This is a genomic window from Vibrio sp. MMG023 (genome assembly GCF_021654215.1).
GTDB lineage: Bacteria > Pseudomonadota > Gammaproteobacteria > Enterobacterales > Vibrionaceae > Vibrio > Vibrio jasicida.
Genome location: NZ_JAKFZP010000001.1, coordinates 801,138 through 817,876 on the forward strand (window position 1 = coordinate 801,138; position 16,739 = coordinate 817,876).

Here is a 16,739-nt window from a genome sequence, read left to right on the forward strand (position 1 = left end):
TTATTCAGCCGGTTGTCCCAATTCGCTTTCTTTAAATACGATAAACGCTCGGCGGTTTAAAGCATTGGCTTCCGGAGATTCTTCATTGATCACAGGTTGAAGTTCACCAAAGGCTTTTACTTCCCAAACAAACTGTGATGGGTCAAGTTTCGTCTTCAGGTATTCCACTACAGCCTGAGCACGACGCTCTGCAAGTGCTTCATTGTATGAACGAGCACCGACTTGGTCAGTATGACCAGCGACCATAATGCTACCCTCTAAACCTTGCAGTTTTGCGATGAAGTCATCTAATTGTGAAAGGTCTTCCGGTTTTAATTCCGACTTATCGAAATCGAAGTGCGGTGTCATCGCCATGTAAACCTTACGCTCTGGTTTTGGCGGCTCACAGAAAGGCATTTCTTCATATTTCTTCGCCTCTTCAAACATCACGTAAGCGCGACGGTTTTCTGCCCGCGCTTGATCCGATTTACCCAGCGCCAGTGGCTGCGACTCACCAAAGTGTTTCACTTCCCAATCATATTGCTCTGGGTCGAGTTGTTGCTGTAGATACGCTTCTACCGATTCAGCGCGGCGCATAGACAGCTTCTCATTGTATTCGTCAGAACCTTTAAAATCGGTATGACCGACAATCGTAATGCGTCCACTCAAGCCTCGAATATCACGGATGAACGCGTCTAGGCTTGCAGCATCAGCTTCACGAATGATGGATTTATCGAAATCGAAATGTTCAGCAACAGCGATATGAATTTCACGCTGCGGTGCTAAACACTCACTGATTAAAAATTTGGAGACATTCAAGTCTGCAAATTTATCTCGGTTCTCTTGGCTAACATAAGCATCTGCTGCACAGCCACCTAATAATGCTGCGGCCATAATTCCGCTAACTAAACGCATCGTCGTTTTCATGTGACCCTCTTATAACTTACCAACTAGGTTAATGAACACGCCTGATGCATCGTAATCATCATCATTCGCTAGGTTACCGTCAAAGCTTGAGAAGTTGTAACCCACCCCAACTTTAAAGTTATCGCTTAAGTGTTTGTTCACCGAAACCAATGCACCCTGCTCTAGCTCGTCGTAGGTGCTGTCGGTCTTCCAATGGTACTCACCCGTTACATCCCAATCTTTCATGACGCGGTAAGAGGCACTCAAGCCATAGAGAGAAATTTTACTGTCGACTGGAATGTCTTCGCCTGATTGACGAGTAAAAATTTCACTCTTATTTTTGAATGCGTATTTCGCACCTAAATCCCAGTTTGCATCCAACGAGTAGATACCTTCGATTTCGATGATGTGGCTTTCTTCATCTTTGTAATCAACATCTCGATTAAGTTGATCGAAATCCACCAAGTAGGTGTAACGCGATAACACGTTCAAGCGATCGTTGTAGATAGGGCGATATGCCAAACCTGCTGTCGACTCAATGAAGCGTGCTAACACTTTGTCACTCGATTTACTTTCAGAAAGTGAATAGTTGAACTTACCAAATAGGGTGTACTCCTCCGTTAGGTGATGTGTGTAACGGTTGGTGGTGACCCATTGATCAACACGTTTTTTATCTGGGTCTGTCGTTTCATCGGTTTTGTCGACACGGTATTCAACTTTGTTCTTGAAGACCACGTCATCTAGATCAATCGAAGTGCTCACACTCACGGCTTGGCGCTCGGTTGTGATTTTCTGGTCGTCTTCAATTTCCCCTTTTTGGTAGCCAATGCCCATGTCGACGTCATCGTTCATGTCATAGCCGAAACCAAATGAGTCAATACGCCCTTTACCGTTGTTTTCATCAACAAATTGGTTTTCTTGGTAGAAGTCGACCGTTGAAGTCAGATCTGCACGTTGACCGACAATCACATTGTTTTTGCCTTCGTAAGTATCATCTACGTAAGTTAAGTACGTGCTGTAATCTTCGGTTACGTCGTAAGTCACACTCGCTTCAGCAGCATCACCGCGATCACCAGTGGTGTATTCTGCGCCAACCACGAAGTCTTCTAAAATACGGGTTTCACCACCCAGAGTAACGCTGTCGTTCTCATCGTATTCATCTGTCTTACCGACGGTTTTTTGGCCTTTAACATAAACATTATTGTCGCTGTCCCAAATGTAATCGGCACGAAGACCCGCTAAGGTGCCTTGGCCTTTTTCATTTTCGTTATTCAGTTCATCAACTTGCTTACCTGCCGCGGAGATCTTAATGTTTTTGGTAACTTTAACCTGTGCTTCCAGTTCCGCTTGTTGGGTATCTGTTCTTAGATCGCCATCGGATTCGCGCTCTTCAATCGAGGTAAAGCGTGTTTTCACAGCAACACGATCGGTCGCTTGGAAGCGAATTTCAGTGCCGTAAGATTCTTGTTCTAAATCGTCATCTTGGTTTGCGTAACTGTATCCCGCATCTTTAGATTTATACCAGCCCTTAACATCGTTACCCACCGCAGAGAAGATATTCGGCGCAATATCATAAAGGTTCATCACGCCTTTCACCTGATAGATGTCACCTTCTCTATCTTCACCGACAGTACCAATCGGCTCAAAAGTTAAACCACCGTCTAATGAGACAAAGTTTGAATCGGTTTGACGGCCTTTACTATGGCCAAATTCCGCCTTCAAATACGTACCTTCAGAAGCGCGTAATGTCAGATCTGTTCCGTACGCTTCGTAATCTTGGTTGTCTTTTTCTTCGGTTTGATAATTGGCACCAACACCAATGTAATCATTCACCCATCCTTTAACACGACCACCAGCAGTCAATGCATCCAAAGCGTCACTGCCCTGAGGTACATATTCATAGTCCACCGCTAGATAGTTGTCATAACCAGACGATGGTTGGTCATTGATGACGGTGCCGAAGTTATCTGAAATGATGTTGTTCAGCGGTCTGGTCAGAATAATACGACCTTGATACGGGTCAATTTCATAGTCTCGTCCCGATTGCAGTGGCATTTCCTGGACCGTGATGCTGCTGTCAGGGTCAACAACTTTCACCATCACCTTGTCGCTGCCTGGAACCACTTCACCATGACGCAAGAAGTACAGCGAACCGCCAGTCCCTAGGAATTCATCGTGAGCAAAGAGTGAATCAGATTCAGCAGCAAAACCAACAATGTTCAAACGGTCTTCACCAAACTTAGTAGTTGAACGGGTACGGTAATCGCCTTTGAAGCCATACAAGCTACGGTTGTAGTCGTTGTTGTCGGTGCCAGTAATACCAGTGTTGTAGTTACCCCACAAAACATTTGATTTATCGTACTCAACGTTGAGGTAAACTTTACCTTTGGTATTCACCACTTTGTAGATGTTGGAGCTGTCACCATAGTTGCCATAATACATCTCATCGTCGTCTTCCAGAATGTCGAACACACTGGATGAGTCAGAGGCAAACGGGTGCTTAAACATGTCTCGCACGTCGCTTTCTTTGGTATCAAAGTGGGTAGTAATTCTGAGTTTGTCACCAAACTTACCTTGGCCAAAGTACGCTAGGCGACCCTGATTGTAGATATCATCTTGGTATTGGTCATCGACTGCCAATGCTGCGGAGTTGCCCGTCACCTTATTTTTACCGATATAGAAATCGGCAAGACCGGCTTGTACCCAGTATTCATCTGGAATACGTACATACAATTGGTAGCGACGCTCTTCTCCATTGTCGAATACTACGCGCGTCGGGAACAAGTACGCATCCGCGGGTAGATATTGTTCTGCGTACAACTCACCCTCTTCAACATCAAATTCGTCTTCGCCGATAATGACCTTATCAACGCCTTTTAGTCCCGTACCGATGAAACGTGCCAGCCCCGCTGAGGTCGGAATGTTATGGCGCATCAACTGTGCTTTACCAAGTTTACGGCTTTGTTCTTCTTCGCCATCGTTCTTGTCGATGTCGACTTCAGAATCTGGCTCAACTAGGTTAATCACGCCGACCGTCGTCACGTCCATATTGCCGTCTTTATCGAACGCCTTTAAGCGAAACAACAACTGTTCATTTGATTCGAATTGGTAATCTTGTTCGGTTTGACCATCCCAAACTATATTGAAGTCGTTCGCAAATTGCTGACCTTCAACCACTGTTAAAGGATCAACCAAGCCAAGGTCACCACCACGGAATACTTCCAGTTGGTAATGGTCAACGTAGTAGCTGAAGTTAGTTGTGATAGCAAAGCTCATCTCTTGCAGTGGCTTACCATCTTTCACTTCAACATCGCTGCTAATGCTCAGGTCAAGTACCGGGTCAAAACGCATAATGTCACGGCTTGCCCAGATCGCACCTTGTTCTAAATAAATACGCGAATTATCGATTTGCTCATGCGCTTTAACTTCAATACCCAGTGAGTCACTGTCAAGTTTCTCCAATTGACTGGTGTCTTTCGCGAACGAAAGTATCGGCAACCCAGCCGCGATACACATTGTCAGTTTTGATGGTCTCAATCTAATCATAAAATAATCCTGCTTAACCGCTTAAGTGGTCGGCTGGGCGCACCCAGCCTGCATCTGTGCTGCTAACGGTTAATCATCCCCACTGCTTTTGATGCTGAAGTTAAATTTCGTCAGTTTGTTTGGTGTGATTCGGCGCACTTTCGGGTTTTCACTGATTACCTTCATGCCTGTTGGTAGCGAGTCAGTGTCGACTTTGACCAAGAACTGCTTACCTTTTTTATTCAACACCCACTGATCTGGTACATGGTATCGACCATACTGGTCTGTCTCGATGATGATGCCTTCGACAGTCAATAAGCGAACCCCTGGAATACCGTCTTCGTAGATCCCTTTGTTCTCTACGACGATCTCCCAAAGGTAATCGTCACCATCTCGGTAGAGGTTTCGTATCACATCGATATTTTCTGCCGACAATCCTTTCTTCTTATCTCCTTTGTGCTTAGTCGTAGCGTTACCTTGCATGTCAAATTCGATGTAAGTGCCATTATCGGTCGTCACCTTGAATGGGAAGCCTTGGCGGGTCCGCGTCTTAAATTGGAAAGCCACTTTGTTGCTACCTTCAATGGTTCGGTTGCGAGATAAGCCGTACAATTCATCGACTTCATATCCTTTATCCACACTCGACATCACAACGTCTTGCCCTTTCAATTTCACGTTAGCGTCTTTCAACTGAGTCTCTACGCCATCTTGAGTAATGAACGTGGAATTCGGAATGTAATCCCCCTCTGCAAGGTCAACATCGATGTAGATATCATCGGCAGTGGCATCAGCTTGGAAGCCATCACCGTTATGATCTTCAAACACCTTACCGATGATAGATGCAGTATCGAACACCTTGTCTGGCATAACTTCGACCGTTGCGCTGGCAAGGTTTGACTTCACAACGTAGTTGGTCGTGGTGTTTTGTGCGGAGAAGCTTTCTGCCGGTGGCGCTTCCGCCCATGCGGTGTTGGTATAAACGCCAAAGGTAGCACCAACACTCACACGCATTAGGTAACGAATTCGAATTGCGTCTGCAGTTTGCGAGTCACCGTTGCCATAGATATTCATATCTCCAACTTCGAAGAACAACTGATTGGTCTTAGTTGGCTCTACGGTAATTTGGATGTCGTCTGCGGTATCGAACACACCATCTGGTCCACTGTTCACCATCTCGGTAGAGTCAGGGATGTAAGCGAAGCCTCCTGGGTAGCGGTCAACCAAGCGAACCCCTGTGAATGGGTTGTCGTTTTCGTTGGTGATCGTCACTTCATATTCCACAACTTCACCGACGCTCGCTTCTGACTTGCTAGCAACCTTAGTCACTTTCAACATGCCTTCGTTGTACGCTTGCTTCTTGACCTTAATGGTCACATTGGCGGAAGCGGTTTCACCTGTCGATGCTGCGGCAGTGAATACGTTTGTGAAGTTGTCATCGATACCTCGGTTGATTTCACCCTTCACCACGATTTCGTATTCATTACCTTGATACGCCTTCATGGCGTGGTTTGAATCGACATTGCTATCTGAATCAACAGAAACCACAACACCAGACTTGAGCTCGGTGATGGTCGCTTTCCATGTGGTGAACAATGGATTGCCGTTGTTACCAATGAGCTTATCGATTTCATCCAACAAGTTGACGCTTTCTGCATCGGCAGAACCTCGGTTGGTCGCGGTCATTGTGAAGGTAATTTCATCGTCGTCGTTGGTGTATTCCGCTTTATCCGCCACCTTGGTCACCGACAAAATGATCGGCAGTGGTTTGATGGTTGCGAAATCATCAGCAAGGACATCACTTTCTGACTTGTCATAGGCATACGCGTGGTTGGTGATTTCTCCCATCGCATCCGCGTTTACGACACCCGTGATTTCAATGTCCAACTGATCGTTTGGCGCAATAATCACACGGCTATTCACATCTAGGTTGTCGCCCTGAATTTGTGGCAACACGATGGTGCGGTCGTCATTATATGAGCTTGTCATACTCCAACTGGTAAACGCTGGCGCTTCGGTGTCGTGAATCGTATTCACCTTCAACTCAGAGATAAGATCCCTAAGCACTATCTCTTCGGTAAACGAGCCAGATTCATTACTTAACACCACGTGGTAAGTGACGTTTTCACCCGGACGGTAATACTCGTCATCCACGGTTTTCTCAAGTTTGACTGACTCTGGCATCGCTAAGAGCGTCGCTGTTGCGTCTTGAGTATCCCCCCGGAACGTGGCGCTTGCCGTGTTTTCAATCTCACCAATGGCGTATTGGTTTACGAGACCAGTAATCACAAACTCCACCTCATCATTTGCCGCAATGGTCAGCGTCGAATCAATGTCAGCATTCACACTTGGAATATTGGTGATGTCTGTTTCTGGGTTACCTTTGTTGATATCAATACGCCATGAATCAAACGCTTTCACGGTCGTCCCATCAAGTCGAACAACTTCAATATTGCTGATAGCATCTTTCACACCAACATCCGTTGCTGGCACAGTGCCTTCATTCTTCACCTTAACGCGGAATGTCGCTTCCGTGCCGGGAACATAGTATTCCGTGTCTGCGGTTTTCTCGATTGAGATACCTTGAGATTGAGGTTGGATGGTCGCACTTGATTGTTGCGTGGTGCCATTCAGATCCGCAGTGGCCGTATTGGTAATTTCGCTCGCTGCCAATGGATTGGTTTTCACCGTAATGGTGAACTCGACAATATCATGTGGGGCAATATCAATAACTGAGCGAATATCTTGGTTATCGACTGGCATTGGCGTGATAGTCGTACGACTGTCACTCTTAGTCGTTTCGATAGTCCAACTCTCAAAAGCACGTTCATTTACACCGTAGATGTTGATCGCTTTAATGCCTGACAGAATGTCGTCTAGCTCAATATCATTATCAAAGCCATCGGTCCCGTTGTAGACACGAACATGGAATACCACTTCTTCACCCGGGATATAAATTGGCGATTCAGCCGTTTTCTCAATCCAAACTTCTTCAGGTAACGTCTCAAGCGTAGCCGTTGCATCGGTAGTCGCACCACCGAACTCAGCCGTCGCGGTGTTAACGATATTGGCCACTGCACTGCTGTTGACTGTACCTGTAATAGCAAATTCCACCGTGTCACCAGGTGCAATATCAAGGTTGGTAGAAATATCACCGTTTGGTCCCGGAACCGTATCTATGTTGGTACGTGGGTCCCCTTTAGTGGTCACGATCGTCCAATCGTTAAACGCAGGTTCTATCGCTCCACCAGAAGTTTCAACTTCAAGTGAAGAAATGATGTCCTCGACTTTTACATCTGCCGCAAAGCCGGAACCATTATTGGTCACTTTGACGCGGAATGTGGAGAACTCACCTGGTTGGTAGTAACGCTCATCGGTAGTTTTCTCCAGAACGATATCACCCGGACGTGGTTTCAACGTTGCTGTTTCCGTCACGTCTTTACTGTTGTGATTCAACGTTGCGGTGTTAACAATGTCGCCCGTTGCTTCCGGGTTCACTAAGCCAATAACGTAAAGAGTGATGGTGTCGTTCGGTGCGAGGTCGATGTTGTAATCAATATCCTTGTCAACCACAAGTGAGTTCGCATCGACGGTAGTCAGTGAACTGCCCGTAACATATTGAACCGCCCATTGTAGGAAAGCTTGGTTGGCCGAACCATCAATGGTATTCACGGTAAGCGCACCAATTTCATCTTTCAGGTTGATGTCATTCGCGTAGCTGTTACCTTCGTTGACAATTTTCAGGATGTAGCCTGCCGCTTGGTTAGGGCTATAAAACTCCACCATTGGCTCTTTCGTAAAGGTTAAATCTGGGATCGTCGCTGTGCTGGTTGCTTCTGCAGTTTTAGTCGAACCATTGTAGGTCACTTCAACTTGGTTAGTGACATCGCCCACTACTTCTGGGTCAAGCTCCCCTTCCGCCATAATAGTCACGACATCATTTGGACTGATGTCCAAGCTGCCATCTAAAAACTCACCCGTAGACGATGGGAACTTAGTGTCACCCGTCTGTGAAGACGCATTGAAGAAGATGGTGCCAGACTCAAACGCTTTTACTGTCGCGCCAGTAATACTGGTCGAAGTAATGTCGTTGACTAGATCCTTAATGGAAACATCACTTGCCCAGTTGGCTGTGGTGTTTTCAATTGTGATGGTATAAGTCAGCTTGTCACCAGATTCGTATTGGCTCTTATCAACCGTTTTATCGACCGTGAGATCAGCCGTTGCCGCCACATAAGTCGCATCCGCAGTTTGAGAACCGCTTGAATCGCTCACTTCCACTACGTTGGTGATATCGCCAACAAGGTCCGCTTTTACAACACCTTCAACATGAAGTTTCACTGTGTGATCTGGGTGAATGTTGTAGCGAATCTGATAACCATTGTCGCCAGTCACCTCAGAGCCTGCAATGGGCTGAGTCAATGTTGGATCAGTACCGTCAACACTCACTGACGTCGCTGACCAAGAATCAAATGCACGAACTGGTAAGGTCGCACCCGCTTTTTCAGCACGAATCGTCTTCCAAAGGTCAGAAATCAGGACATCGGTCGCATAACCTGTACCTGTGTTTTTCACCTCGATATCGTAGCCAATGGTATCGCCCGGATGGTAAATCGCGGGGGTAATTGAAGTGACTTTCGAAACGGTAAGTGTTCCCGGTTCAGGGATGATAACTTTTTCTTTCAGGTTGTAGGTGAAGTAATTGGTTCCTGAATTTAGTTTGCCTTGTAGTTGGTTAGTAAACTCACCAACTGCATCATCGCGAGCATGACCAACGACTTCGATTAGGATTTCAGTATAAGTATCATCGGCCGCTTTACCACCCATCTGAACCGTCACATCAATATCCGTGTTTGGAGCTACAGAGTTAAGGTTACTAATGTCTGTGTAAGCCGGATTACCATCAGTGATAATTTGAGCACTTACCGTCCAATCCTTTAAAGCAACTTGCTCTGTACCATCAGCGACTTCAACTTTGTAATTGCTAATAATGTCACGAATGTCAATCAACTCGTTATTTGCAGTCTCGTTGCGAACACGCATTTGATACCGAACTTCTGAACCTGGAGTATAAGTTGGTGTGTCCGTTGATTTTTGAGCAATCAGGCTCGACGTACCAGGATCTAGAACAACGGTATTACTATCAACGCCGTTGACTTTGGCCACATTGGTAATTGTCCCTGTGGCGTCTGCCGCTACCGTGCCGTCAATCTCAAACACAACGGTGTCGCCTGGCATCAAGTCGAACGCTGCATTCAGTGGTACAGTTCCTTGGAAGTTACCCGTAATTGAGAATCGGTCTGCATCAGGCGCACTCACGATTGCCACACTGTAGTCTTGGAATGCTGCCTTACCATCAGATGTATCAATGGTGTTTAGTTCATCAACGATAGTCGCGCCATTGGTAATGCTGTCACCCACGTTGGTCACGCTAACTTGATATTGAACTTGACCGTTCGGGTTGTAGTGACAGCCTGTGCCAGTCGTTGATGGGAAAGTACATGTACCACTGTCTGCAGTTGTACTCAGAACTGACTTCTCGAAGTTCAGTACAGGCACAACTGGTGGAATTACGTCCGTGGTATCACTTTGGTTCCCAGCCTTACCCGTGTTGCCATCGATATCACCAAGAGCGTCCGGGCGAACTTTTCCTTTAACCGTAAACTCAATGACTTCTTCCGGAGCGATATCGACTAGTAGGTCAAGATCATCAGTCGCATCATAAGACTCGATGTAAGTGTCTTGGGTTCCCGTTGTACCTGTTGAAGTGAAAGTATGAGATATATCCGTATCTGAGAACGCTGATTTCGTCGTCCCACCGATCACTTCAACGCGAACGTTAGAGACAATATCTTGGATCACGGTTTGGTCACGCCACACGGGCTCGGTGTTGATCACCGTGAATTTGTAGATGACCTCATCTTCAGGTTTGTAGGTGTCACCGGATACATAAGATTTGCCATCGATTGAGACAATTTCTTTGCTCACCGACAGATTACTGCCCTCAGGCGTAACTTTCGCGGAATTGAAGTTACTGCCGTTGTATTTCGGTGTCGCAACAATCTGGTCGAGCGCATCTTGGCGGATCTGTGACTCCATGACAAAGTCAATCCAACCACCCGGCGCGATCGAAAGTACTGAAATATCGATATCTGCATTCGCACCACCAGTGTAGCCATCAATTAGTGTCGTCGCTTCACCGGATGCGGTAGCGGTGACTGTCCAACCATATTGATCAAATGCAGGTAGCGTTTGTGAGTCAGATTCACCAGCTGCATTCTGAGCAACACGTACTTTGACATTTGAGAACAACTCTTTCAGTGATTTGTTGTACTCCAAACCTTTACCATTGTTCTCAATACGCAAGTGGTAAACGATCTTTTCGCCGTCTGTCGTATGGTTGTATGTGGTCTTGTGTGTTGCCAATGATGTATCAGTGTACGCTTTATGCGACTTAACAATGTTCACCGGCAGCATGTTCACCGGTTCTGACGGTAAGTTATGGCTCTTGTCGACCACTGCAACGTTAAGAATTTGGCCAACGGCTTTCTCACTGATCTTCGCTTTGATGGTGTAAGTAACAAAGGTTCCACCTGTCGCGAATCCGTTTGCGGCTAAGTTGAACTTAGTGTCGATATCGCTATTATTGCTGACAGAGCCTGCATCACTGATGCCACTCGAATCGGTACTGGTCACGATAGTCCATGAGTCAAACGCACGACCTTTACCGCTTCCATCGAAGTAATCAGTCTGGATTTTGCTGATTTCATCCTTGATTGGCATCTCATTGATGTGAACGTTGTTCAGGTTCTTCAGTGAGATTTCATACTCGATGTAACCACCTGGCGTGTAGCCACCGCTTAACTCGGTAGTGCCATCCTGATCGTAGATTTTGGTGACATGTTTAGAGAAGTCGTATTTCTCAGCAGACGCTTTGGTCTCCGCACTCACGGTATCACCATCGACAGTAAGCAAGTTCAAGATCTCACCGACGGCGTTGTTGTTCACCTTAGCTGTGACAACGTATTCAATGGTTGTGCCTTTAGGGATGGATGCATGAGTATCGATGTCTGCGTTATCAGCAATCTTGCCATCCAGATCGAGAATAGCCGAGGAGCTACCACTGACGATCCTTGGAACGACCGTCCAACCCGAGTCAAACGCTTTACCGCTTGTACCATCGACAAGATCGACCATGATATTGGACAGTCGGTCGATAACAGGAATGTTGTATGCGTTGCCCTTACCATCGTTTTCGATCGTTAAGCGGTAAACCAAAGGTTGTCCCGGTTCATAGCTTGATTGATCTACCGTCTTGGAGAATGCTAGATGGTAACTGTTCGGAATGACCGTGATGCCACCAATGGTGATTGTTCCAGTCGCGTCTTCGCGCACCACACCAACAACTTCAAAGGTAACAGAATCTTTTCCTGCAACATCGATCGTTGTGTTGATGTCTTGATTATCCGCAACGGTGCCATCTAACGTGCCATCTGTTGTACCGTCGCCACCATTAGAATCGTCCTTCGAAACATCTACTGTGAAACCTTTATCAAATGGCGTCGCTAAAGATCCATCCAAAAGCTGAGTCGTCACACCGGTAATGTTTTCGCTTACTGCGTGGTCATTGACATAACCAGTTTGAGAAGAAACCGTCACTTGATAGGTAAGTGTATCGCCTGGAGAGTAGAATTTTGATTCCACGCCATTAACCAATAGCTTTCTGACTACATCACCACCATTGTATGCGCGCTCCATCTCGTGATGAGAGAGGTGCGATTCTTCAGTCACTTGGCCAAAGTCACGGTAGACGTAGGCGTCATTCTCAATTTTGTCATTTAAGTTACCCATTGAATCCTGAGAACCAATGACATTGTCTTTAACACGAGCTTTAATTCGGAAAGTACGCAATTCGCCCGCAGCAAGTGTCATCGTGTTCGATGCATCACCTGGTGGGTAGATAAAATCTTCGGTAGTTTGAGATTGAAAACCGCCACCGTCATCGAAATCAAACTGCCAGTATTCGAATGGCGATTGATCTGGGTAGTTTTCATATTGGTTGTCTTTGTCATTCGCCAACACAGAGCGAATATCTGTCAGTAAATCAACGACCTTAAGACCATTTTCGACATTCGCGCCGTTGTTCAAGACACGAATTTCATAAGTGACGTCATCGTCAGGAATGAAACGAACTTTGTCCGCCGTTTTCAGAATAGAAACGTTAAGAGAATCCCCTGATGTACCACCAATTTCAGCAGAAGAAGATTGGTTTAAGTTCGTCGATGGGTCATAGATCTCTGCGGTATTAGAGATCTCATCTTCTACGTAGTCATTTTTAACTGTAGCGTTAATGGTATAGACGACATAACCTTCTGAGCCATTGATCTTAGGGTCAATATCGATGTAGCTATTGATGTTGCCGTTGTTTGGGAAACCTGACTTTTCACCTTCATAACTGCCTGTTTTAAATGGTGAATTATTGGAGTCAGTCGACGCTGTAATTGTCCAATCAGAGAACGCATTTAGGCCGAGGATATCATCCGTAACATGCACTTCATTGGCATAGCCTGGACCGGTATTGACGATTGTGACTTTAAACGTCACTTTATCGCCGGGCTTGAAATCATCATCTGGCGTTGTTTTGGCAACAATAACTTTCGGGTCATGAGGATAAACCACCACCGTGTCCGAAGCTGAGTTTTGAATGCTTGAATCAGGCGTTTTAATTTCTGCCGTGTTCTCAAATCGAGAGTAAATGATCTCGTTTTCATTTGAGCGATCGATTTGTGCCACGATGGTGTAAAGCACTTCAACGTTTGGCGGGATCTGCGCTGTGGTGTCTAGATCTGTGTTATCGCTAAAAGTACCGACATCTGTATAAGCAGGGTTGCCATCAAGTTGAGGATCATCCGAGATGATCTCAGCACTGATCTTCCAAGACTTGAAGACTTGTTTTGACGTCGTGTCTGGTTCCAATATCTTCGCGGCGATCGAAGATAAGGCGTCTTTTACTGCCACATTTGTCGCATAACCGTTTTCTTTATCGTTCTTCAGACTGATTTGGTAAGTGACCTCGGTATCCAGCTTAGAGTAAGCCGTCTGCTCACCATGAAAACCTGAGTCAGTATTGGTCTTAACGCGTTTGTTTAGCTCAATCGCAAAATCACGAGGGTCAGAACCACGGTCTGCATAGACAGAACCATCCACCGTGACTTCGTTCGAGATATGACCATTTGCAATTGGGTTAGTGTCAGCAACGATGGTGTATTCGATGTAGGAGTGAGGTTGAAGCGTTGCGATGACATTTAAGTTATCAGGGTGTTTAACTTCTCCGGTCATCCCCGTATTTGAAGCAGTTGCTGGTGTACCATCGTCTTTAAACGCTTCAGCGGTGATCGTCCAATCCGAATAAGCATTGATTTCTTTGCCGTTGATATCGGTTGTTTTTACTGAGTTCAGGTCATCGAGCACCTGAACTTGGTTTGCAAAACCATCACCGTCGTTCGTAACGGTAATGGTGTAAGTAAGAGTCTGGCCTGAAGAGTAAAAACGACTGTCTACATCTTTACTTGCGCGCAAGTTGTCATCTGGTGTTTGAACACCTGATCCTTCTTCAGTGACGTTATCGTTAGAACAACTTGGATCGTCATCAAGAATGAGGCCAGTACTGGTATCATTGGTTTTCGCAGTCAGCTTGTACTTGATGGTTTTACCCGGAGCGATGTCCGGCGTCAGTGAGAGTGGACTCGACGTCCAAGTGCCGTAGCTAAAGGTGCCTGGGTCTGAACCAATCGAATCTTCACCCGAAATAACCTCAACTTTCCACTGCTCAAAAGCTTGACCATCCCCTGCTCCACCCGCTTGCTCGGTCTTCACACACGTTAGGTTATCTTGAACTAACAGGTTGTTGGCAAAGTATTTTGATGAGCCATTTGTAACGGTAATTTCGTACTCAATTTCACCACCTGGTACATATTCGGATGCAGAAGTGGTTTTAGAAATAGAGATATCAGAATCCGTCACACTCAGCACTTTTTCAGCATCAACCGTATCAGAAATACTAGAGCTCTCGACCAAAGAGCCTGAGTCATCCGTTACTGAAGCAGTAAAGCCTTGCAAGGTGCTAATCGTGATTGGGGTAAGAGTTGCTTTAATTTGGTAAGTGATCGACTCACCCGGATAGATAGAAACGGTATCGTCAAAATCGACATCCGTCTGCACGCTGCCTTCGTAGTCAGAAAGTGAGTTACTGCCAATACTTGAAACCGTGATATCCCAAGTCGTAAAGGGGTTACCATCCACATCGGTGTTGTTGTAAGAAGGGGATAAATTGTTAGCTAAACCATTGCGGCTAACTAGGTATTTAATGTTTTGTTTTACATGATAATTATGAGCAATCGCACCACCGTTGTTACTCACCTTCAATTCAAAATCCACCTCACCGTTAATCAGGTATGGCGATGTTGAATTGAGCGTATGTTCCAGTTCAATTTTAGGGTCAGATGGAGGCGTTGATAGTGGGTTGCCGTCGACCGTGCCAGCACGAGTCGTGGAGCTTGCTTGGGTATCAATATCAGAGACTAAATCCGCAGCAACCGTTGCTTTGATGGTGTAAGTAATGTAACCACCAACAGAGATCTCCGCATCGGTGACTGACAAATCTCCTGTTGTTGCAAAGGTACCCGCATCGCTCCCCGATGAAGCAACGGCACTAATGGTAACACTGCTAAATGCATCCCCCGTTGAACCGTCTAACTTCTGCCCCGTTAAAGATGCAAATTCTTGCTCAATATCTAATCCTTTAACCGCATAAGCACCGTTATTGGTTGCCGTCAAAGAGTAAGTCAATGTGCCGCCAACCTCATATTCCTCGGGATTAACATATTCTTCCAGAAGATAATCGTATTCAGCTGGGGGGAAAGTAATCGTGTCCGTGTTTGTAAAAGTCGTTTCTGTGCCGGAAACCGTCCCTTTTACTTCTGTGTTGCCGAGAACGATATCTTCAGCGGCATCATCAGCAACTGTTGCTTCAATTTGATAAGTAATGCGCCCTAGCGGTAATAAGTTAGCGCCGGTCACGTTCAAATTACTATTGCTGGAGGAATAACTACCTGCATTCGTTCCCAAGGTGTGAGTATCGGTAATCTTGACACTGCTGAACGCCCTGCTCGATCCAGACATCACATCCCAAATGGCATTCGTCACTGACACATCACTGATCGTGCTGATCGTCGTATTTCGAACTTCAATCGAGTATGTAATGACCTGTCCATTTTCATAAGGCAGACCGAATGTTGGGCTAAAAGATATTTCAATTTCCCCTGCTGCTAATGCTTTGAAAGGAAGCAAAAACATAAGCAAAAACAAGGCTAGATAACGTTGAACAATTGGCACAATACTTTTCCGACTCATATAAAATATTAATTATTCAGATATTTATGACTAAGCTAGCAATAGCGTCAAAAACTAGGCGCCGAGATATTGTCGACAGAAGAATTTACATTGTCACGTTTCTGTCATTTTTTATTCGGCATTGGTTAAAACTACTTGGCTATCAGCTCTGGTTCAGATTTGCGACAGATTCAAGCTGCGCAGAGGTAATAAATTCACCAAATGTTTCACACCAAATAATAACGGTCGTGTAGTTGTCTAAAGGCAAATCTTGAGGAAGAGTGACCATAAAACGGTCAAATGTTTTCACGTCACCCACATTAATCATTTGCGGCTTCAATCGATTGAAGTCAGCTTCCGTTTCAACAAATTTAGGAGAGAGGTACACTTTATAATCTGGGCCCGGAGCAAGCTCACCTTCAAAAGCCAAGGTGTCTTCTGTTAGCCAGATATCTCCTTGCCCCCAATGCAAAAAGTCACTGTCGATGCGATCTCGTTCAAAGACTCCACGATAGAGCAGCCCCTCAGAAGAATGAGAGATCACTGAGACATCAGGAGAAGTGGGTTGTATAAGAATAGGCAGCGCGTAAATACCGGCGGCAAAACCAGCCAAAACACATAAAGTGTGGCTTACAAGCAACAAAATCCATTTCATAGTTATATACCTAGCTTTAGCTAATACGACGTCATCGATAAATTTAGTCTATAAAGTTCGCTAAATCAGGGTATTAACCAAAACTCAGAGATTTCCTATATATTTTTCAGGTGAAGGTCACAAATCTGATTATTATATTGCGCCTCGTGATGCTTAAATTGAATATTCATCATTTAAACAAACGCAACTAATGGAAATATAAATGAAAAAATTGGTGTTATGGAAGAGTGGTTTTCTTTCGGTGAACGTAGATTTACCTGCATTTGAAAAAGCAGAGGGATAACCA

4 protein-coding genes are annotated in these 16,739 nt (G+C 45.5%); all 4 read right to left on the reverse strand.

Annotated elements, in window-relative coordinates:
* Positions 1-906 (reverse strand): OmpA family protein, encoded by a 906-nt coding sequence (locus L1076_RS03520; protein WP_237303144.1) that lies wholly within the window; start codon positions 904-906, stop codon positions 1-3.
* A 9-nt stretch (positions 907-915) separates the two neighbouring features.
* On the reverse strand, positions 916-4,431 hold the full coding sequence (locus L1076_RS03525) for a hypothetical protein (RefSeq protein WP_237303145.1): 3,516 nt from the start codon (positions 4,429-4,431) through the stop codon (positions 916-918).
* 69 nt (positions 4,432-4,500) lie between these two features.
* Positions 4,501-15,762, reverse strand: coding sequence for a DUF11 domain-containing protein (locus L1076_RS03530; RefSeq protein ID WP_237303274.1), 11,262 nt, complete (start codon positions 15,760-15,762; stop codon positions 4,501-4,503).
* Between the two features lie 199 nt (positions 15,763-15,961).
* A complete protein-coding gene (locus L1076_RS03535) occupies positions 15,962-16,453 on the reverse strand; it encodes a DM13 domain-containing protein (RefSeq protein ID WP_038870374.1) in 492 nt (163 codons plus the stop codon).
* Positions 16,454-16,739: the final 286 nt, after the last annotated feature.